At 63.2% G+C, this 19015-nt stretch carries 19 protein-coding genes and 1 tRNA gene; 15 read left to right on the forward strand and 5 right to left on the reverse strand.

Annotation, left to right across the window (positions count from 1 at the left end; genetic code table 11):
• Positions 1-8 precede the first annotated feature (8 nt).
• Both dcd and guaD read right to left on the reverse strand, forming a co-directional pair.
• The gene (gene dcd, locus BLT66_RS16000; protein ID WP_092758854.1) at positions 9-575 is read right to left on the reverse strand and encodes a dCTP deaminase; all 567 of its coding nucleotides are present in this window, start codon (positions 573-575) and stop codon (positions 9-11) included.
• A gap of 99 nt (positions 576-674) precedes the next feature.
• Positions 675-1958, reverse strand: coding sequence for a guanine deaminase (gene guaD, locus BLT66_RS16005; protein ID WP_092758856.1), 1284 nt, complete (start codon positions 1956-1958; stop codon positions 675-677).
• 58 nt (positions 1959-2016) lie between these two features.
• On the opposite strand from guaD, the gene BLT66_RS16010 reads away from it, so the two are divergent.
• Positions 2017-2793 carry a tetratricopeptide repeat protein gene (locus BLT66_RS16010; RefSeq protein WP_092758858.1) on the forward strand — a complete coding sequence of 259 codons (777 nt, stop codon included), beginning with the start codon at positions 2017-2019 and terminating at the stop codon, positions 2791-2793.
• A gap of 66 nt (positions 2794-2859) precedes the next feature.
• A complete protein-coding gene (locus BLT66_RS16015) occupies positions 2860-3465 on the forward strand; it encodes a hypothetical protein (RefSeq protein WP_092758860.1) in 606 nt (201 codons plus the stop codon).
• Positions 3466-3524: 59 nt separating this feature from the next.
• On the opposite strand, the gene BLT66_RS16020 is transcribed toward BLT66_RS16015, so the two are convergent.
• Positions 3525-4154 carry a flavin reductase family protein gene (locus tag BLT66_RS16020; protein WP_092758862.1) on the reverse strand — a complete coding sequence of 210 codons (630 nt, stop codon included), beginning with the start codon at positions 4152-4154 and terminating at the stop codon, positions 3525-3527.
• 356 nt (positions 4155-4510) lie between these two features.
• On the opposite strand from BLT66_RS16020, the gene BLT66_RS16025 reads away from it, so the two are divergent.
• On the forward strand, positions 4511-5008 hold the full coding sequence (locus BLT66_RS16025) for a chemotaxis protein CheW (protein ID WP_092758864.1): 498 nt from the start codon (positions 4511-4513) through the stop codon (positions 5006-5008).
• A gap of 36 nt (positions 5009-5044) precedes the next feature.
• Complete coding sequence (locus BLT66_RS27430) at positions 5045-6787, forward strand: methyl-accepting chemotaxis protein (RefSeq protein ID WP_092758866.1); 1743 nt, start codon at positions 5045-5047, stop codon at positions 6785-6787.
• 180 nt (positions 6788-6967) lie between these two features.
• Here the strand turns inward: BLT66_RS27430 and BLT66_RS16035 are convergent, their stop codons facing one another.
• Positions 6968-7960, reverse strand: a complete 993-nt coding sequence (locus BLT66_RS16035) for a response regulator (protein WP_092758868.1) — start codon at positions 7958-7960, stop codon at positions 6968-6970.
• Positions 7950-11447 (reverse strand): hybrid sensor histidine kinase/response regulator, encoded by a 3498-nt coding sequence (locus BLT66_RS16040; RefSeq protein WP_255406952.1) that lies wholly within the window; start codon positions 11445-11447, stop codon positions 7950-7952. Before BLT66_RS16040 ends, BLT66_RS16035 begins: the two co-directional genes overlap by 11 nt.
• 212 nt (positions 11448-11659) lie before the next feature.
• On the opposite strand from BLT66_RS16040, the gene BLT66_RS16045 reads away from it, so the two are divergent.
• The 11 genes from BLT66_RS16045 to BLT66_RS16095 all read left to right on the forward strand — a co-directional run bounded on the left by BLT66_RS16045 (position 11660) and on the right by BLT66_RS16095 (position 18983).
• A complete protein-coding gene (locus BLT66_RS16045) occupies positions 11660-11962 on the forward strand; it encodes an urease subunit gamma (RefSeq protein WP_092758872.1) in 303 nt (100 codons plus the stop codon).
• A 19-nt stretch (positions 11963-11981) separates the two neighbouring features.
• Entirely contained in the window at positions 11982-12563 is a 582-nt protein-coding gene (locus tag BLT66_RS16050) for a HupE/UreJ family protein (protein ID WP_092758874.1), read from the forward strand.
• An 11-nt stretch (positions 12564-12574) separates the two neighbouring features.
• Positions 12575-12880 (forward strand): urease subunit beta, encoded by a 306-nt coding sequence (locus BLT66_RS16055; protein WP_092758876.1) that lies wholly within the window; start codon positions 12575-12577, stop codon positions 12878-12880.
• Positions 12880-14598 (forward strand): urease subunit alpha, encoded by a 1719-nt coding sequence (gene ureC / locus BLT66_RS16060; protein ID WP_092758878.1) that lies wholly within the window; start codon positions 12880-12882, stop codon positions 14596-14598. Before BLT66_RS16055 ends, ureC begins: the two co-directional genes overlap by 1 nt.
• Positions 14598-15188, forward strand: a complete 591-nt coding sequence (ureE, locus tag BLT66_RS16065) for an urease accessory protein UreE (protein ID WP_092758880.1) — start codon at positions 14598-14600, stop codon at positions 15186-15188. Before ureC ends, ureE begins: the two co-directional genes overlap by 1 nt.
• Complete coding sequence (locus BLT66_RS16070) at positions 15166-15957, forward strand: urease accessory protein UreF (RefSeq protein WP_255406954.1); 792 nt, start codon at positions 15166-15168, stop codon at positions 15955-15957. The genes ureE and BLT66_RS16070 overlap by 23 nt, the downstream gene beginning before the upstream one ends.
• Entirely contained in the window at positions 15954-16610 is a 657-nt protein-coding gene (gene ureG / locus BLT66_RS16075; protein WP_092758882.1) for an urease accessory protein UreG, read from the forward strand. Before BLT66_RS16070 ends, ureG begins: the two co-directional genes overlap by 4 nt.
• A gap of 45 nt (positions 16611-16655) precedes the next feature.
• Positions 16656-17294 carry a 7-carboxy-7-deazaguanine synthase gene (gene queE / locus BLT66_RS16080; protein WP_092758884.1) on the forward strand — a complete coding sequence of 213 codons (639 nt, stop codon included), beginning with the start codon at positions 16656-16658 and terminating at the stop codon, positions 17292-17294.
• Positions 17295-17324: 30 nt separating this feature from the next.
• Complete coding sequence (locus BLT66_RS16085; protein ID WP_092758886.1) at positions 17325-17690, forward strand: 6-carboxytetrahydropterin synthase; 366 nt, start codon at positions 17325-17327, stop codon at positions 17688-17690.
• A gap of 54 nt (positions 17691-17744) precedes the next feature.
• Positions 17745-17832, forward strand: a tRNA-Ser gene (locus BLT66_RS16090).
• 317 nt (positions 17833-18149) lie between these two features.
• Positions 18150-18983 carry an ABC transporter permease gene (locus tag BLT66_RS16095; RefSeq protein WP_092758888.1) on the forward strand — a complete coding sequence of 278 codons (834 nt, stop codon included), beginning with the start codon at positions 18150-18152 and terminating at the stop codon, positions 18981-18983.
• The last annotated feature ends 32 nt before the right edge of the window (positions 18984-19015 follow it).

Genomic DNA, 19015 nt, shown 5'->3' on the forward strand with positions numbered 1-19015 from the left:
GCCCGGGCCTACGCTCTGGGCAGAGTGACGCCGCTCTGGCCCTGGTACTTGCCGCCACGGTCTTTGTAGCTGACTTCGCAGACCTCGTCGCTTTCGAAAAACAGCACCTGGGCACAGCCCTCGCCTGCGTAGATTTTGGCTGGTAGCGGCGTGGTGTTACTGAATTCCAGCGTCACATAGCCTTCCCATTCGGGCTCGAACGGCGTCACGTTGACGATGATGCCGCAGCGCGCGTAAGTGCTTTTGCCCAGGCAGATGGTCAGCACATTGCGCGGAATGCGGAAGTACTCGACCGTGCGGGCCAGCGCAAAACTGTTCGGCGGGATGATGCAGCTGTCGCCCGAAAAATCAACGAAGCTCTTTTCGTCGAAGTTCTTCGGGTCGACCACGGTGCTGTGGATATTGGTGAAGACCTTGAATTCAGGCGCGCAGCGGATGTCGTAGCCGTAGCTGCTGGTGCCGTAGCTGATGATCTTGTGGCCTTCGCGTTCGCGGATCTGGCCGGGCTCGAAGGGCTCGATCATGCCGGTTTGCTCGGCCATGCGGCGAATCCATTTGTCGCTTTTGATAGTCATACGGAAATCTCTCAGGTAAGTGCGGATTGTAGCGCGCAGGTGTGCAACATCGCTACCAAATTAATAGCTATATCAATATATGAATAAAGCGGTAGCAGCCTATTGGGCTTGGGAAATCACAGTGCGCTCGACGGCCCGGTCGTCGGCCAGGATGATCAGCGAGAACAGCAGCTCGTCCAGGCTCTGGGCGCGCGCCGTCTTGCGCGCCAGCAAGGGCGTGGCCTGCGGGTTCAGCACCAGGAAGTCGGCCTCGCAGCCGACCGCCAGATTACCGATCACCCCACCCAGGCCCAGTGCCTGGGCCGCGCCCGCCGTGTGCTGCCACCACAGGTTTTGCGGGTTCAGCGACAGGCCGGGCTTGGTCTGGCCTTCGCGGCCCACATAGTAGGCCGCGCGCATGGTGTGGAACGGGCTGAAGCTGGTGCCGCCGCCCACATCGCTGGCCAAGCCGTAGCCAAAGCCGATGCGGTCTGCGCCCTCGTAGTCAAAAAAGCCGCTGCCCAAAAACAGATTGCTGGTCGGGCTGATGGCCGCCACCGTGCCGCTGTCGCGCATCAGCGCGCGGTCGGTGTCGTCGAAGTGGATGCAGTGCGCATACACCGCGCGCGGGCGCAGCAGGCCAAAGTCTTCATACACGCTGAGGTAACTGCGCGCATCGGGATAGAGATCGCGCACCCAGGCGATCTCGCCCAGGTTTTCGGCCACGTGCGACTGCACCCAGACATCCGGGTAGCGCGCCGCCAACTCGCCCGCGCCGCGCAGCTGGGCCGCGCTGCTGGTGGGCACGAAGCGCGGGGTGATGGCGTAACCCAGCCGGTCCACGCCATGCCAGCGCTGGATCAGCGCCTCGGTGTCGAGCAGGCTTTGCTCGGTGTCATCGCGCACGCCGTCGGGGGAATTCTGGTCTTGCAGCACCTTGCCGGTGATCAGGCGCAGCTGCTGTTGCTGAGCCTCGGCGAACAAGGCGTTGACCGAGCTGGGGTGCGAGGTGGCAAAGGCCAGCGCGCTGGTCACGCCGTTGCGCAGCAGCTCTGCTATGAAAAAACCAGCTACCTCCGCAGCATATTCGGGCGCTACAAAGCGTTTTTCTGCAGGAAATGTGTAGTTCTCCAGCCAGGGCAGCAGGCCGTCGGCAGGCGCACCGATGATGTCGGTCTGCGGGTAGTGGATGTGCATGTCGACAAAGCCCGGCGCCAGGATGCGGCCTGGTAGATGTTCGACAGCCAGGCCCGGGAAATCCTGGGCCACAGTACGGTAGGCGCCCACAGCCTGGACCACCTGGGCGCCCTGGCTATTCGGTCCGACCACCAGCAGGCCATCTTCCTCGTAGATGGCGGAATGGTCAGGGGCAAAACGGAGGATCGCGGCACGGTAAGCTTTCATACCCCCGAGCTTACGCATAATTCAGCCCGTTTGACATCCACCCCCATCCACCCAGTCCATGCCCGCTACCGCCCTGCCCCCTATTCCCACCCGCACTGCCGAGCTGGCCCAGATCACCCCCGCGCAATGGGCCGCCGTGCTGGCCAGCCCGGCCGACCAGGCCGGCCCCTGGGTGCAGGCCGCCGCACAGCTGGGCAGCGCTAACGCGCAAGCCGTGCTCGGCCAATGGCTGCTGGACGGCCACGGCCTGGAGCGCAATCCGGCGCTGGCCCTTCAGTGGTTTCTGCGCGCCGCCGCCCAGGATCACCCCATGGGCATGAACATGGCCGGCCGCTGCCTGGAAAACGGCTGGGGCGCGCCCATCGACATGGCGCGTGCCGTAGCCTGGTACCAAAAGGCCGCCGCCACCGGCCTGGACGCCGGCCTGTACAACCTGGCCAACCAGCTGGCCGCCGGCAAAAGCATCGCCCAAGACCATGCCGCCGCGCTCAAGCTCTACCAGCAGGCCGCCGACCTGGGCCACGCCAAGTCCATGACCAAGATCGGCCTCTATTACGAGAACGGCCAGGTGGTGGAAAAGGACGAGGAAGCCGCCTTCTTCTGCTACCAGGAAGCCGCCCAGGGCGGCGACTTCCGCGGCCAGTTCAACTATGCAGGCATGCTGGCGGCACGCGGCCGCCTGGCCGAGGCGCTGGAGTGGCTGGAAAAAGTGCCCAAGACCGCCACCCCGGCCTATCTGCAGCAGGTGGGCGCGCTGCTGGAACGGTCCAGCTACGCGGAGTTCCAGCAGATCGGCGAGCGCATGCGCGCGCTGGCGGACAGCAAGACCGCCTGAATTACCAGCCAGGGGTGACTACACTCCAGTGCTCGCTCTGCCCCTTATTCTTTACAGACTCCCCCAATGGACTTTTTCATCCTGGCGATCCTGGTCGCCATCGGCATCTTCGTACTCAACGGGCAGGACCAGCGCCGGCGCATCGCCCTGCTGGGCAGCCACCTCAGCCAGTACCAGATCGAAAAGCTGATGGAAGCCCTGACCCAGGGCTATCTGCGCGCGCTGGGAGAAAAAGACGAGGAGCGCCGCACCCAGATCTGGAACCTGCTGAGCACCACCGAAACCCAGCTGTGCGAACAGTTCAGCCGCTTCGCCACCAGCTTTGCCCGGGTGCCGGCCGAGGAAACCCGGGTCAGCAAGATCGCCTTTGCGATTCCCTACATCGACAAACTGCTGCCTCAGGCCACCTTCGACCTGCGCCAGGCTTTTGCCATCCACGCCAAAGGCATGGCCGATACGGTGCAGAACACCGCCCAGCGCTCGCCCAAGGACAAGGCTTTCACCATGTCGGCCGAGCTGTTCCTGATGCAGCACACCTGCCACTGGTTCTGCAAATCCAAGGTCGTGGCCTCGGCCCGGATGCTGGCCCGGCACCAGACAGCCTACGCGCAGCTGCTGGAGGCGGTATCGCCCGGCACGCGCAAAGCCTATAGCAGCCTGATCGAGAGTTAACCGCTATCTAAAAAGTAGCTGCTTGCACTGGTGGAATAAGCGCCAGAGCCCTAAAACACTTACATCTCGTCAATCGCCGTGCTGCGCGCCGCGGCCTGGGCTTCCAGCGCGTAACGCTCATTGGTCTTCACATAGAAGCTGGCGCCAAAGCGGCCCACCGGCTGGTAGTGCTGCAGGCGCACGCGCCAATTCTCGGTGTCGATCAGCTCGTCACGCGCATGCATCCAGCGCACCTGGCCGATGAAGATCTGCCGGCTGGTGGTCTCCAGCGTTTCCCACAGCGTGCATTCAAACGCCACCGGCGCCTCGGCGATGCGCGGCGGCGCCACCGATGACGACGGTGCCGTGGTCAGCCCCACCGCGTCCAGCTCGCTCACATGCACCGGGAAGTTCTCGCCGCAGCGGTGCATCTGCTCGGCCAGGTCTTCGTCGCACATGTGCACCACAAATTCCTTACTGCGCTGGATGTTCGCCGCCGTGTGCTTGAGATGCCCGTCTTTCAGCCGGTTGATGCTGAGCATCACGATGGGCGGCTCCTCGCCCAGCATATTGAACATGCTGAACGGCGCGGCGTTGACCACGCCGTCTTCGCCCAAGGTGGTGACCAGCGCAATCGGCCGCGGCACGATCAGGCTGGCCATCATCTTGTAGCGCTGGTATTCGGTCAGGGTGGCGAAGTCGATATTCATGGGACGCAATAGTGGGTTGAAAAGGGGGCCGGCGTGCCGGCTGCCATGGCAGGAGCCCAGCAATATGCGTACCCACATGGCAAGCCTATCGGAGGAACCGGCCATGGATTTTTATCACTTTGGATATTCCCGCAGATTTGCGGTGCAATCGGGCCTGCAGCGCCATTGAGGCCCCAAAACGCCTGCGTCAGCCCGTGAAATGCGGAAAAACTACCGAAAACAGGCCGCTGAAATGCACGAAATACTTTCATATTTATGCTTTCGTGTCATTTTCCACGCCTGCAAAAGAATCATATAAACCATTTGTATCAATTTTATTTAAAATTCACACACCGCAACATAACGACAACGCAACGATGCACATACCCGCCCCTCAGCCCAGCACCAGCGCCACGGCAGCGCTGGGCGCCACCAGCGAATACCTCTCCTTCCGGCTCGGGCCGGTGGAATACGGCATTGACATCCTGAAAGTGCAGGAGATCCGTTCTTATGCCAAGCCGACCCACATTGCCAATGCGCCCGACGAATGGCTGGGCGTGATCAATCTGCGCGGCGTGATCGTGCCGATCATTGATTTGCGGCTCAAGCTGCACTGCGCCACCGCCGCCTACACGGCTACCACCGTCGTCGTGGTTTTGAACCTGGAACACCAGGTCATCGGCGTGGTGGTGGATGCGGTTTCAGATGTCGTGCAGCTGGAGCCCGCCTGCGTGCAACCGGCACCCACGCTGCACCCCGATGCCGACGTCAACGCCATTACCGGCCTGGCCAACCTGGGCGAACGCATGCTCGTGCTGCTGGATACCGAAGCCCTGTTGGGCAAGCCTGCCACCAGCGCCGCCGCCGTCCACTAATCAATAACCCACCCCATTTAATCCAAGAGACTTCCCATGAACTTCAAGAACTTCACCGTCAAAGGCCAGCTCAGCTTTGCCTTTGGCCTGCTGGCCGCCCTGGTACTGGCCATCTCCCTCGCCGCCCTGAACGCGCTGAGCAATACCAATAGCAACTTCACCGAATACAACCAGATCAACGTAGCGCAAAGCCAGCTGGTGACGGACGTGCGTGGTGCCGTCAACCGCCGCGCGATTGCCGCCCGCAACCTGGTGCTGGTATCCGCCCCCGAAGATATCGCCGCGGAAAAGCAGGCCGTGACCCAAGCCCACCAGGACACCCAGGACAGCCTGCTGAAACTGAACAAGGCCATCCAGCAGAACCCCAAAACCAGCGCCGAAGAACGCAAGCTGGTGGAAGAAATCAACCGGGTCGAAGGCCTGTACGGCCCCGTCGCGCTCGACATCGTGAAGCTGGCCCTGGACGGCAAGAAGGACGAAGCCATCGCCAAGATGAACAAGGAATGCCGCCCCCTGCTGGCCGCCCTGCTGACCGCAGCCAAAAACTACCAAAGCTTCAGCAGCAAGGGCGGTGTCGAAAGCGTGGCCAGTGCCGCCGCCGACTACCAACACGCCAAGCTGCAGCTGATGGCCTTCAGCCTGCTGGCCGTCGCCGCAGCCGCAGCCCTGGGTGTGCTGATTACCCGCAACCTGGTAGGCGCTCTGGGCGGCGAACCCGCCGTGGCGGCCGACCTGGCCCGCGCTGTGGCCCAAGGCGACCTGACCATGCCGATTACCGTCAAGCCCGGCGACAGCAGCAGCCTGATGGCCCAGCTCAAAGCCATGCAGGACAGCCTGGTGGGTGTGGTGTCCCACGTGCGCCAAAGCGCCGATGGCGTAGCCACCGCCAGCGCCGAGATCGCCCAGGGCAATAGCGACCTGTCTAGCCGCACCGAACAACAAGCCGGCGCCCTGGAAGAAACCGCCGCCTCCATGGAAGAACTCTCCAGCACCGTACGGCAGAACGCCGACAGCGCCCACCAGGCCAACCAGCTGGCCGTGAATGCATCGACCGTGGCCGTGCAAGGCGGCGCCGTGGTCAACCAGGTGGTAGACACCATGAAGGACATCAACGACAGCAGCAAGAAGATTTCCGACATCATCAGCGTGATCGACGGCATCGCCTTCCAGACCAATATCCTGGCGCTGAATGCGGCTGTGGAAGCTGCCCGTGCCGGCGAACAAGGCCGCGGTTTTGCGGTGGTGGCCTCCGAAGTGCGCAACCTGGCCCAGCGCAGCGCAGCCGCGGCCAAGGAGATCAAGACCCTGATCGACAACAGCGTGAGCCAGGTGGAGCAAGGCAGCAACCTGGTGGCCAAAGCCGGCAGCACCATGACCGAGGTGGTCACCGCCATCCGCCGGGTGACCGACATCATTGGCGAAGTCAGCTCGGCCAGCAGCGAGCAGAGCCAGGGCGTAGCCCAGGTGGGCACCGCCATCACCCAGATGGACCAGGTGACGCAGCAGAATGCCGCCCTGGTCGAAGAATCGGCGGCAGCCGCCAACAGCCTGCAGACCCAGGCCGAACAGCTGCTGCAATCGGTGGCCGTGTTCAAGCTCGCCGCCAACACCGGTAGCTATGCCACTCCGGCCGCCCGCCCCCAAGAACGGCGCAGCCCTGAGCGGGCCAAAAATGTGACTCGCCCGGTCTTCGGCGCCAGCAAGCTGGCCGCCCCCAAGCTCAGCATGCCCAAGACCGCCCTGGCCGCAGCCGGCGGCGGCGACTGGTCCAACTTCTAAAAACCGCGGCAGCCGCCTACGCGGCACGCCATCCCCCACCACCGATGTCCCTGCACGCTGCTGAACAAGCAGCCGACAGGGACATCGGTGTTTGTGCCAGATGAACGCAGCGGGTTTACTATCTATTTAATAGCTACTAGCGCTGGTGCCATCTGCGCTACAGCCCTAAAACTTTTGAAACTAGCCCTCGAACTGCGGGTGCAGCTGGCGGATCTTCGTCATGGCCACGCCGGCCGCGGCAGTGCGTGTTTCTACGCCTAGCTTCACGTAGACGCGCTCCAGGTGCTTCTTCACCGTAGCCGGGCTGCTGCCCAGGATCTCGCCGATGTCGCGGTTGGTCTTGCCCTTGACCACCCAGTACAGCACCTCGGCCTCGCGGGTGGTGAGCTTGAAGCTCAGGCTCATGGCCTCGATCACCGCGGCGTCGGACACCTCGCGCATCACGATCAGCCAGTCGCCGCCGCCCTCGCTGTCGCCGGTCTGCTGGTGCAGGCGGAAGCTCAGGCGGCGCGCGCCCTGCTCCACGCTGAGGCGCGGCGGCTCGACCTGCTGTTGCGCAGCGGGTAAGTGCTGCTGCAACCAGTCGACCACCAGCTGCGGGGTCTGTGGTGCGCTGGTGCCAAAGTAATCCATCAAAAGATCACGGGCCAGCGCGGTCTGCCACATCAGCTTGCCGTCGCTCGCGCGCACGGTGATGCTGGCGTAGCCAAACGCGTCCAGCGCATTGCGCGCCTGGCCGGCCTGGCGCACCTGCTGGCGTGCCTGGCGCGCGCCCTGGAGATGCACGTTCATGCGGGCCAGCACTTCTTTCGGCTTGATCGGCTTGGTCACGTAGTCCACGCCGCCAGCCTCCAGTGCCGCCACCAGGTGCTCGGTCTCGGTCAGGCCGGTCATGAAGATGATGGGGATGTGGGCAGTGGCCGCGTTGGCCTTCAGCCGGCGCGCGACCTCGAAGCCGTCCATGCCGGGCATCATGGCGTCGAGCAGCACGATGTCGGGCAGGGCCTGGGCGGCGCGCTGCAAGGCGGTTTCGCCGCGGGTGGCGACCAGCACGGTGTAGCCGGACTCGTCCAGCGCGTCGTGCAGCACGGCCAGGTTGTCGGGCACGTCGTCAACGATCAGCACCAGGTCGCTGTTGCTGCGGTCGAGCATGGCTTTGGGTTCAGGGAGCATGGGTGGAAGCGGGACTAGCGGGTGCCTCGGCCAGCAGGCGGCCTATGGCTTCAAACTGGAATTGTTGCGCCAGGCTGCGCACTTCTTGCGCCAGGCCCCGGCAGGCGGGCTGGTCGGCCTCAAGCGCGGCCAGCTGGTTGAGGATACCGCGGTAGAAGCCCAGCTCGGCCACCTCGCGCAGCGCGCGCAGGCTGGCCGCGTCGGGCCAGACCCGGTGGGTCGTGGCTGGCGCGGCCGGTTCCTGGGTGGCGATGTCACTCCACTGCAGAGTCAGGCGGCGCTCCAGCCAGTCCAGCAGCTCGCTGTGCCGCACCGGCTTGGTGATGAAGTCCTCGGGGCGGATCCCGACATCGTTTTCCAGGCCCTTGTCAAAGGCATTGGCCGAGACGATGGCCACATGGGCGCCGTGGTGGCCGTCGGTACGCATTCTGCGGATGGTTTCCCAGCCATCGATGCCGGGCATGGCCAGGTCCATCAGCACCACATCGGGCTGGTAGCCGGCGGCTAGCAGGTCCAGCGCGTCGTGGCCGCTGGCGGCGGTGCGCACCTCGAAGCCCAGGGGCTGCAGCAGCTGCACCAGCAGCTCGCGGTCGGGCTCTTCGTTATCGACTACCAGCAGCTTGCGGCGCGGCCCCAAGTAGGCGCGGCGGGAGCGCGCGGCCTTGGGCCGCACGGCCTGCAGGTCGGCGCCATGCACCTCGGGCAGGAACAGTTTGACGCGGAACACCGAGCCGCTGCCCGGCGTGCTGGCCACGGTCATCTCGCCGCCCATCAGGTCGGTGAGCATCTTGGCGATGGTCAGTCCCAGGCCGGCGCCCGGGCTGGTCGGCGCGGCCAGGGTGCCGCGGGCAAAGGGTTCGAAGATCTGCGCCAACTCGTCGGCCTGCATGCCAGGGCCGGTGTCTTCGATCTCGATGAAAGCCATTTGCAGCGCATAGCGGGCGCGCAGCCGGACACGGCCGCTGGCGGTGAACTTGATGGCATTGCCCAGCAGGTTGATCAGGATCTGGCGCAGCCGCTTCTCGTCGGCCCGCACCTGTTCGGGCAGCACGCCCTGCGGGTCGAAATGGAAGGCTAGGCCCTTGGCGCGCGCCTGGGGTTCGAACATCTCGGCCATTTCGTGCAGCAGGTCGGCAAACGGCATGGCCTTGGTGGCCAGGGTCAGCTTGCCGGACTCGATGCGGGCGATGTCCAACGTGCCTTCGATCAGCGACAGCAGATGCTCGCCGCCGCGCTTGATCACGCTGACTGCCTGCTGTCGGTGCGGCGGCACGCTGGCATCCTCGCCCATCAGCTGGGCGTAGCCGAGGATGCTGTTCAGCGGGGTCCGCAGCTCGTGGCTGATGGCGCTGATGTAGCGGCTCTTGGCCTGGTTCGCGTGGTCGGCCTGGGCCCGGGCTTGCTCGGCCACCAGGCGGGCGGCCTGCAAGGCCTGGTCGGTCTGCTGGTGCGAGGCGATTTCGCGCTGCAGCAGATGGGTTTGGCGGTTCGACTCTTCCTGCGCGACCTGCCGGCTCTTGTGCGCCAGCACCAGCCACCAGGCAACGATGCCGGCGATGACGATCAAGGCCATATAGGCTTTGACGAAGCCCGAGCGCAGCGACTGGCCCGTATCTAAATCGGCATCCAGCGCAGACTGGGCCAGCGCGCGCAGCTCTTGAAAATATAGCAAACCAAACAAGGTGGCCAGCACCGGCACCACCACCAGCATCAGCAGGATGAAGTGCGCCAGGCCGGTATCCAGATACGGCCAGATGCGCTGCGGCAGCAGCCAGCGCAGGGCCGAAGCCCATTGCACCGACAGGCTCGCCTGCGGCTTGCACAGGTCGCCGCAGCGCGCATCCAGCGTGCAGCACAGCGAGCAGATGCTGCCCTGGTAGGCCGGGCAATGCGCCATGTCGGGCGCCTCGTATTCGCGCTCGCAGATCACGCAGCGCTGCAGCCGCTGGTAGCCGCCAACGTCCAGCGGTTTGCTGGCGCCACGCTGAACCCAGTCCGCCTGCGGGCCGCGGGCGATGTAGTAGCGGCCCTTGGTCCACCAGGCCAGCAGCGGCGAGGCCAGCAGCGCCGTGCCCAGCGCGATCAGCGCCGAGAACGCCTGCGCCATCGGCCCCAGCAAGCCCATGTAGGCGAGCATGGACAGGGCCGAGGCCAGGGCCATTGCGCCGACTCCCACCGGGTTGATGTCATACAGATAGGCGCGCTTGAATTCGATGCCCGGCGGCGACAGGCCTAAGGGCTTGTTGATCACCAGGTCGGCCACCACGGCCATCATCCAGGCGATGGCCAGGTTCGAGTACAGGCCGAGCACATCGCCAAGCGCCTCGAACACGTTCATCTCCATCAGCATGAAGGCGATCAAGGTGTTGAACACCACCCAGACCACCCGGCCCGGATGGCTGTGGGTGATGCGCGAGAAGAAGTTGGACCAGGCCAGCGAGCCCGCATAGGCGTTGGTGACGTTGATCTTCAGCTGCGACAGCACCACGAACAGCGCGGTCACCGCCACCGCCCAGCCGTACTGCGGAAACACGTATTCGTAGGCCGCCAGGTACATCTGGTTCGGGTCGACCGCGCGCTCGGGCGGCACCATATGGGTGATGGCCAGATAGGCCAGCAGCGCGCCGCCCAGCATCTTCACCACACCCAGCAGCACCCAGCCTGGCCCGCCGGCCAGCACGCCCAGCCACCAGCGGCGCCGGTTGTGGGCTGTCTGCGCGGGCATGAAGCGCAGGTAGTCGGCCTGCTCCCCCATTTGGGTGATCAACGCAATGCCCACGGTGAGCGCCGCACCAAATGAGAGCATGTTGAAGCTATCGCCCTTACCAGATACACCAGCGTAGTGCGTGACGGCCGCAAATGCACCAGGTTCGCGCATCCACACATACGCAAACGGCACGACCAGCAACAGCAGCCACAGCGGCTGGGTCCAGACCTGCAGCCGGCTGATCATGGACACGCCGTGCGTCACCAGCGGAATCACCACCAGCGCGCAGATCAAATAACCCCAGCGCGGCGGTATGCCCAGCGACAGCTCCAGCGCATAGGCCATGACCGCGGCCTCCAGCGCGAAGAAGATGAAGGTGAAGGACGCGTAGATCAGCGAGGTCAGCGTGGAGCCAATGTAGCCAAAGCCCGCGCCGCGGGTCAGCAAATCCATATCCACACCAAAGCGGGCCGCGTAGATGCTGATGGGCAGGCCAGCCAGAAAGATGATCAGGCCGGTAACCACGATGGCCCAGAAGGCATTCACAAAGCCATGCTGCACCAGCAGGGTGGCGCCTACGGCCTCCAGAATCAGAAACGAGGCCGCGCCAAAGGCGGTGTTGGCGACCCGCCATTCCGACCATTTGCGAAAGCGCTGCGGCGCGAAACGCAGGGCGTAGTCTTCCAGCGTCTCGCTGGCCACCCAGCTGTTGTAGTCGCGCCGGACCTTCACCACATGCTGCGGTGGATCAAATGGGGGGGAGTTATCAGGGTCAAGCACCGCATGAGCGTCGCAGCTTTCAGGCCAGCCCCGGCCGCACTGATCGGCAGCGATCTGCGCCCGATGGCGTATGTGCGGGGCACATAGCTTGCTTAATAATGGTGATCGAACTGACGCCCTCTATCTAGCGAGCCTCCATGGAACTTACGCCACGCGTTCGGCCAGCTTATGCGGCCGCACGAGCTCACTAATTAACTATCGAGTGAAACGAGATGGAACTGACTCCTCGCGAAAAAGACAAGCTGCTGATCTTCACCGCCGCCCTGCTGGCCGAACGCCGCAAAGCCCGCGGCCTGAAACTGAACTACCCCGAAGCCATTGCCTTCATCAGCGCTGCTGTGATGGAAGGCGCGCGCGACGGCAAGAGCGTGGCCCAGCTGATGAGCGAAGGCCGCAACATCCTGGGCCGTGCCGACGTGATGGACGGCATCGCCGAGATGATCCCCGACATCCAGGTCGAAGCCACCTTCCCCGACGGCACCAAGCTGGTCACCGTACACCAACCCATTGTTTAATCCACCGGACGCCCACACCATGCGCACGCCCTCCCTACGCACTATTGTTTTGATAGCTTCTGCCGCAGTATCTACGGGTGCCAGCGCCCATTTAGGCACTGATGCTGGCGTACACCACTCGTTTCTGGACGGGTTGATGCACCCCTTGACCGGCATGGACCACATGGCTGCCATGCTGGCCGTGGGCCTGTGGAGCGCCATGACAGCACGCCGGGTCTGGCTGGCACCGATCTCTTTTGCAGGCATGCTGATGGTCGGCGCGCTGCTGGGCCTGGGCGGGCTGCAACTGTCGGGCGTGGAGCCGATGATCGCCGCATCGCTGCTGGTGCTAGGCCTGTTGGTCGCCACCAAGGCCCAGTTGCCCAGCCTGCTGGCAGCCGGCGTGGTCGGCGTGTTTGCCGTGTTCCACGGCATCGCCCACGGCACCGAGCTGGCCGGCGGCGACAACGGCTGGGCGCCGCTGGTCGGCATGCTGGTCGCAACCCTGGGCCTGCACCTGGCCGGCGTGGCCATCGGCCTGGCGCTGCGCAGCTACCCTGCCTGGATGCGGCGCGTGGCCGGCGGCCTGGTGGCCGTGGTGGCGGTCCTTCCCGTCCTGTAAGGAGCCACAGCATGACCCCAGGCGAATTCTTGGTTGACGCGGGCGAGCACGCCCTGAACACCGGGCGGCGCAGCCTCACCCTGGTAGTCAGCAACACGGCCGACCGACCGATTCAGGTCGGCTCGCACTACCACTTTGCCGAAACCAATGGCGCACTCGGCTTTGACCGCGCCGCCGCCCAAGGCATGCGGCTGAACATCGCCTCCGGCAGCGCAGTGCGCTTCGAGCCCGGCCAGCAGCGCACGGTGGAGCTGGTGGATTTCGCGGGCGACCGCACGGTGTATGGCTTTCGCGGCCTCACGCAAGGAAAACTCTGATGGCAACGATAGGTAAACGCGCTTACGCCGAGATTTTTGGACCCACCACCGGCGACCGGGTGCGCCTGGCCGATACCGACCTGCTGATCGAGGTCGAAAAAGACTACACGCTGCTGGCTGGTGCCTACGGCGAGGAAGTGAAGTTCGGCGGCGGCAAGACCATCCGCGACGGCATGGCGCAAAGCCAGCGCATGAACAGCGAGGGCGCGGTGGACTGCGTGATGACCAATGCGCTGATCCTCGACCACTGGGGCATCGTCAAGGCCGACATTGGCCTCAAAGGCGGCCGCATCGTCGCCATCGGCAAAGCCGGCAACCCCGACGTGCAGCCCGGCGTGGACATCATCATCGGCCCGGGCACCGAAGTCATCAGCTGCGAGGGCAATATCGTCACCGCCGGCGGCATCGACAGCCACATCCACTTCATCTGCCCGCAGCAGATCGAAGAAGCCCTGGCCAGCGGCGTCACCACCATGATGGGCGGCGGCACCGGCCCGGCCACCGGCACATTTGCCACCACCTGCACGCCCGGCCCCTGGAACATCGAGCGCATGCTGCAGGCGGCCGACGCCTTCCCCATGAACCTGGGCTTTCTGGGCAAAGGGAATGCCAGCCTGCCTGCAGCACTGCACGAGCAGATCAACGCCGGTGTGATCGGCCTGAAGCTGCACGAAGACTGGGGCACGACGCCGGCCGCCATCAGCAACTGCCTGGACGTGGCCGACGCCACCGACACCCAGGTCGCCATCCATTCCGACACGCTGAACGAGAGCGGCTTCGTCGAAAACACCATTGCCGCGACCAAGGGCCGCGGCCTGTGCGCCTTCCACACCGAAGGCGCGGGCGGCGGCCATGCACCCGACATCCTGCGGGTGGTCGGCGAGGCCAACTTCCTGCCCAGCAGCACCAACCCCACCATGCCGTACACCGTGAACACGCTGGACGAGCACGTGGACATGCTGATGGTCTGCCACCATCTGGACGCCAGCATCCCCGAAGACCTGGCCTTTGCTGAAAGCCGCATCCGCAAGGAAACCATTGCCGCCGAGGACGTGCTGCACGACCTGGGCGCCATCAGCATGATGAGCAGCGACAGCCAGGCCATGGGCCGGGTCGGCGAAGTCATCCTGCGCACTTGGCAGACGGCGCACAAGATGAAGACCCAGCGCGGTAGCCTGCCCGAAGACAGCAGCCGCAACGACAACTTCCGCGCCAAGCGCTACGTGGCCAAGTACACCATCAACCCGGCGATTGCCCACGGCATCAGCCACGAAGTCGGCAGTATCGAGGTTGGCAAATGGGCCGACCTGGTGGTCTGGAAGCCGGCCTTCTTCGGCGTCAAGCCGGCGCTGATCCTGAAGGGCGGCTTCATCGCCATGGCCGCCATGGGCGACCCGAACGCCAGTATCCCTACACCCCAGCCGGTGCATTACCGGCCTATGTTCGGCTCCTACGGCAGCGCCCTGGCGCGTGGCTCGCTGACGTTTGTGTCGCAAGCTGGGCTGAACGCTGGCATCAAGGACCGCTTCGGCCTGGCCAAAACCCTGAGCGCCGTGCACAACATCCGCGGCGTACGCAAGCAGCACATGGTGCACAACAGCTATCTGCCGAAAATGGAAATCGATGCCCAAACTTACAGCGTACGTGCCGACGGGGTGCTGCTGACCTGCGAAGCCGCAGTAAGCTTGCCGATGGCCCAACGTTACTTTCTTTTTTAATGCTCCAAACCTCCAAACTCATCTCCCAAGGCAAGGGTCTGGCCCCTGCCCTGCTGAAACGCGCCAGCACCATCGAACTCGACTGGGACGTACGGCAGAAAAGCCGCTTCGACGCCACCGACTCGCTGGGCCGGCAACTCGGCGTGTTCCTGCCACGCGGCACCCTGGTGCGCGGCGGCGACGTACTGGTGGCCGAAGACGGTTCGCTGGTGCGGGTACTGGCCGCGCCGCAATCGGTGCTGCTGATCACCGCTTGCGCGGAGCACGGCACGCCTTTCGACCTGACCCGTGCCGCCTACCACTTGGGCAATCGCCATGTGCCCATCGAGCTGCAACCCGACCATTTGAAAATCGAGCCCGACCATGTGCTGGCCGAGATGCTGCGCGCCATGCATTTGACGGTGGCAGAAGTCACCGTGGCGTTTGAGCCCGAAGGCGGGGCCTACGCTTCCGGCGGGCACAGCCATGGCCACGACCATGGGCACGCCGCGCCTAAGCCGATCAAGCCCATCACGATCCCGATTGCGGCAGCACCGCACGTCCACGGCCCGGGCTGCGGACACGACCATGGGCACGGCCATTCCCACTGAACCGATGATGGTGCGCAGAGTCCGCCCCCTGACACCGCCGCTACGCCGCCGCCCTGCCAGAGCCGTTCAGCCCAGTGCCAGCCGGCCAGAAGCGGCCACGCCCAGCCTGCTGCAGCTGATCTGGCTGGCGTCCCCGGCTTTGCCAGTGGGCGGGTTTTCGTACTCGGAAGGGCTGGAAGCGGCCGTAGACCGTGCGGGAGTAGCTACAGAAAGCAGAGCATCCGACTGGCTGATAGACCAGTTGCACATCACGCTGATGCGCGGCGACCTGGCGGCCATCGCCAAAGCCATCCCGGCCTGGCGCCGCGGTGCCATCGATTCTGTGGCCGAACTCAATGCCTGGGTGCTGCAAACCCGCGAAACCAGCGAGTTCCGCGCCCAGGCCGAGCAAATGGGCCGTTCCCTGCTGGACTGGCTGCGCAACCACAACACCGCCACGCCAGACCATATTGCCGCCTGCGCCAGGATGCAGCCCACCTACCCCATCGCTTACGCGCTGGCCGCGGCCGCCACCCAGGCCCCGCTGCGCGACTGCCTGCTGGCCTACGCTTTCGGCTGGGCCGAGAACATGACCCAGTCGGCGATCAAGTCCGTGCCCCTGGGCCAGAGCGCCGGCCAGCGCATACTGGCACGACTCGCGGCCGACATTCCCGCCGCCGTAGACCAGGCCATCCAGCTCCCAGACAGCCAGCGCCAGGCGTTTTCGCCGATGCTGGCAATCCTTTCCTCCCAGCACGAAGTGCAATATTCCAGACTGTTTAGATCATGAGCACACTGCACCACATCGCAAATCGCACCAAGAAACTCCCCCCGCTGCGCGTCGGCATCGGCGGCCCGGTGGGCTCGGGCAAGACCACCTTGCTAGAAATGCTGTGCAAGGCCATGCGCGACAAGTACGACCTGGTGGCCATCACCAATGACATCTACACCAAGGAAGACCAGCGCCTGCTGACCGTCAGCGGCGCCCTGCCCGCCGACCGCATCATGGGTGTGGAAACCGGTGGCTGCCCGCACACCGCCATCCGCGAAGACTGCTCGATCAACCTCGAAGCCATTGACCGCATGCTGGTCGAGCACCCGAATGCCGACATCGTGTTTGTGGAAAGCGGCGGTGACAACCTGGCCGCCACCTTCAGCCCCGAGCTCAGCGACCTGACCATCTACGTGATCGACGTGGCGGCCGGCGAGAAAATCCCGCGCAAAGGTGGCCCCGGCATCACCAAGAGCGACCTGTTCGTGATCAACAAAACCGACCTGGCGCCGCATGTGGGCGCAAACCTGGACATCATGGAATCCGACACCCGCCGCATGCGCAGCAGCGGCCAGGGCGTCAAGCCGTTTGTGATGACCAATCTGAAAACCCTGACCGGGTTGGCCGAGGTGGTTTCCTTCATCGAGACAAAGGGCATGCTGGCCTCGTAAAATCAAGGGCTTAGCAAGTTTCACCGCTGACAGCGGTGCGTTCCCATGACCTATAGCGTCAAAGAGATTTTCTACACCCTGCAAGGCGAAGGCGCCCAGACAGGTAGCCCTGCCGTGTTTTGCCGCTTTGCGGGCTGCAACCTCTGGACCGGCCGCGAAAGTGACCGCGCCACCGCGGTCTGCCGCTTCTGCGATACCGACTTTGTGGGCACCGACGGCACCCTAGGCGGCAAATTTGCCACAGCCGACGCGCTGGCCGACCTGATAGAAGCCCAATGGCCGGCGGGCGACACGCAGAACCGGCTCACCGTGCTAACAGGCGGCGAACCGCTATTACAAGTCGACGCCGAACTGGTTGCCGCCCTGCACGCCCGTGGCTTTCGCATCGCCGTGGAAAGCAATGGCACGGTACGCGCCCCCGAGGGCATTGACTGGCTCTGCATCAGCCCCAAGGCCGGAGCGCCCTGGATACAGCAGCAGGGCCAGGAGCTGAAAGTGGTCTGGCCACAATCGGGCATGGACCTGGGCACATTGGTCAGCACCGGCCAGTTCACCCACCGCTTCCTGCAACCCATGGACGGCCCCGAACAGGCGGCCAATATGACACTCTGTATAGACACCTGCATGCAGCACCCCGCCTGGCGCCTGAGCATCCAGACCCACAAGATCAGTGGTATCCGCTGATTCGCCCATCTTCGTTTCCGATTGACCCCCATGCAGCTGACCATCAGCCAACGCTTCTACTTTGATGCCGCCCACACGCTTCAACGCGAAATTGAAACCGAAGGCAGCCGCCGCATCCATGGCCATACCTACCATGCAGAGGTCAGCGTGACGGGACCGCGTGATCCCGTCAATGGCATGGTGCTGGATTTAGGTTTTTTACGTCAACGCCTGGAAACTGTGCGCGAGCAGCTGGACCACCACCTGCTAGACGAAGTGCCCAAGCTTGGTACGCCCACGCTAGAGAACCTTTGTAGCTTTATTGCAGAGCAACTTTCGGGTGTCCACCCCCCCGTCAGTCGGGTACGGGTTTGGCGCGACGCCATTGGGGATGCTTGCACTTTGGACATCCCCTAAATGGCGTACGTTTTGTAACGCTGGGGTAAATACCAAGGTTAGAATCATGGGCTTGGAAGCGTGGCAGAGTGGTCGATTGCACCGGTCTTGAAAACCGGCGACCCGCAAGGGTCCGTGAGTTCGAATCTCACCGCTTCCGCCATATCTGGGAAAAGTCCATAGTGTGCAAGAAAAGCTAAGTCCGTGTGACTTGCCTGTAACGTCTTCACCTTCGGCATCAAGCAATTCGAGTTCATTAGCGTGCCTTTGGGCTTAATGGGTTCTATACCAACAATAGCCATAAGCACGCAAAAACAGCACAAACATCTGATGTGCAGATGGTCGAATCCCACTCCACTAAAGAAATTTCACTGAAATGAGTCTTCTGCTGTTCTGCACGCTTGAGCCCCTTTACCTGAAGCCCCGTACACCCATCCGCAGATACGGCTTCTTCGCCTCTACATTCACGATGCCGCTCGCATGAACCCGCATATCGCGCATCCGACCTCCCTTTCGGCTTTAGCACGTAGCCTCTGGCTTCATCGCCAACTCATTCTGCAAATGACCAAGCGCGAAGTGCTGGGCCGCTATAAGGGTTCAGCATTCGGTATGGCATGGTCGTTTTTCAATCCGGTATTCATGCTGGTTGTCTATACATTTGTATTCTCTGAGATCTTCAAATCCCGCTGGGGTGGGGAAGGCGGCAACGACAGCAAGACCCAATTCGCCGTATTGCTGTTTGTAGGCATGATTGTGTTGAACTTGTTCAACGAAGTTTTGAATCGTGCACCAGGCTTAGTAGTAGGCAATGTCAACTACGTCAAAAAAGTGGTTTTCCCTGTAGAAATTTTGCCCGTTGTCGCAACGGGCGCCGCCTTGTTTCATAGCCTGGTAAGCCTTGGCGTGTTACTCCTAGCATTCGCCATTTTCAACGGCTATGTGCACTGGACTGCAGCTTTAACCCCGTTTGTGCTGCTTCCCCTCGTAATCCTAGCCACTGGTATTGCCTGGATGCTTGCATCTTTAGGTGTATTTTTGCGTGATATCGGCCAAACTATCGGTGTATTTACGACCATTCTGATGTTCCTCTCGCCTGTATTTTTTCCGGTATCCGCTGTTCCGGAGCGATTTAGGCCATACATCATGGCTAATCCTCTGACATTCATAATCGAGCAGGCACGTGAAGTGCTGATTTGGGGACATATGCCAAACTGGGCGGGCTTAAGTGTGTACACCGCCGCGGCTACCGCGATAGCTTGGGCAGGCTACGCTTGGTTTCAAAAAACCAAGAAGGGCTTTGCGGATGTCCTCTAACAATATTGTGATTCGCGTTAAAAATCTTAGTA

The sequence above is a fragment of the Rhodoferax sp. OV413 genome, assembly GCF_900104385.1.
Taxonomy (GTDB): domain Bacteria; phylum Pseudomonadota; class Gammaproteobacteria; order Burkholderiales; family Burkholderiaceae_C; genus Rhodoferax_B.

Coding starts and splice junctions, on each gene's coding strand:
- BLT66_RS16015 (WP_092758860.1), top strand. CDS start 2,860: ATGGACTTTTTCATCCTGGCGATCCTGGTCGCCATCGGCATCTTCGTA.
- BLT66_RS16095 (WP_092758888.1), top strand. CDS start 18,150: ATGAACCCGCATATCGCGCATCCGACCTCCCTTTCGGCTTTAGCACGT.
- BLT66_RS16085 (WP_092758886.1), top strand. CDS start 17,325: ATGCAGCTGACCATCAGCCAACGCTTCTACTTTGATGCCGCCCACACG.
- ureE (WP_092758880.1), top strand. CDS start 14,598: ATGCTCCAAACCTCCAAACTCATCTCCCAAGGCAAGGGTCTGGCCCCT.
- ureG (WP_092758882.1), top strand. CDS start 15,954: ATGAGCACACTGCACCACATCGCAAATCGCACCAAGAAACTCCCCCCG.
- ureC (WP_092758878.1), top strand. CDS start 12,880: ATGGCAACGATAGGTAAACGCGCTTACGCCGAGATTTTTGGACCCACC.
- BLT66_RS16050 (WP_092758874.1), top strand. CDS start 11,982: ATGCGCACGCCCTCCCTACGCACTATTGTTTTGATAGCTTCTGCCGCA.
- BLT66_RS16055 (WP_092758876.1), top strand. CDS start 12,575: ATGACCCCAGGCGAATTCTTGGTTGACGCGGGCGAGCACGCCCTGAAC.
- BLT66_RS16035 (WP_092758868.1), bottom strand. CDS start 7,960: ATGCTCCCTGAACCCAAAGCCATGCTCGACCGCAGCAACAGCGACCTG.
- BLT66_RS16010 (WP_092758858.1), top strand. CDS start 2,017: ATGCCCGCTACCGCCCTGCCCCCTATTCCCACCCGCACTGCCGAGCTG.
- BLT66_RS16025 (WP_092758864.1), top strand. CDS start 4,511: ATGCACATACCCGCCCCTCAGCCCAGCACCAGCGCCACGGCAGCGCTG.
- BLT66_RS16070 (WP_255406954.1), top strand. CDS start 15,166: ATGGGCACGGCCATTCCCACTGAACCGATGATGGTGCGCAGAGTCCGC.
- BLT66_RS16020 (WP_092758862.1), bottom strand. CDS start 4,154: ATGAATATCGACTTCGCCACCCTGACCGAATACCAGCGCTACAAGATG.
- guaD (WP_092758856.1), bottom strand. CDS start 1,958: ATGAAAGCTTACCGTGCCGCGATCCTCCGTTTTGCCCCTGACCATTCC.
- BLT66_RS27430 (WP_092758866.1), top strand. CDS start 5,045: ATGAACTTCAAGAACTTCACCGTCAAAGGCCAGCTCAGCTTTGCCTTT.
- dcd (WP_092758854.1), bottom strand. CDS start 575: ATGACTATCAAAAGCGACAAATGGATTCGCCGCATGGCCGAGCAAACC.
- queE (WP_092758884.1), top strand. CDS start 16,656: ATGACCTATAGCGTCAAAGAGATTTTCTACACCCTGCAAGGCGAAGGC.
- BLT66_RS16045 (WP_092758872.1), top strand. CDS start 11,660: ATGGAACTGACTCCTCGCGAAAAAGACAAGCTGCTGATCTTCACCGCC.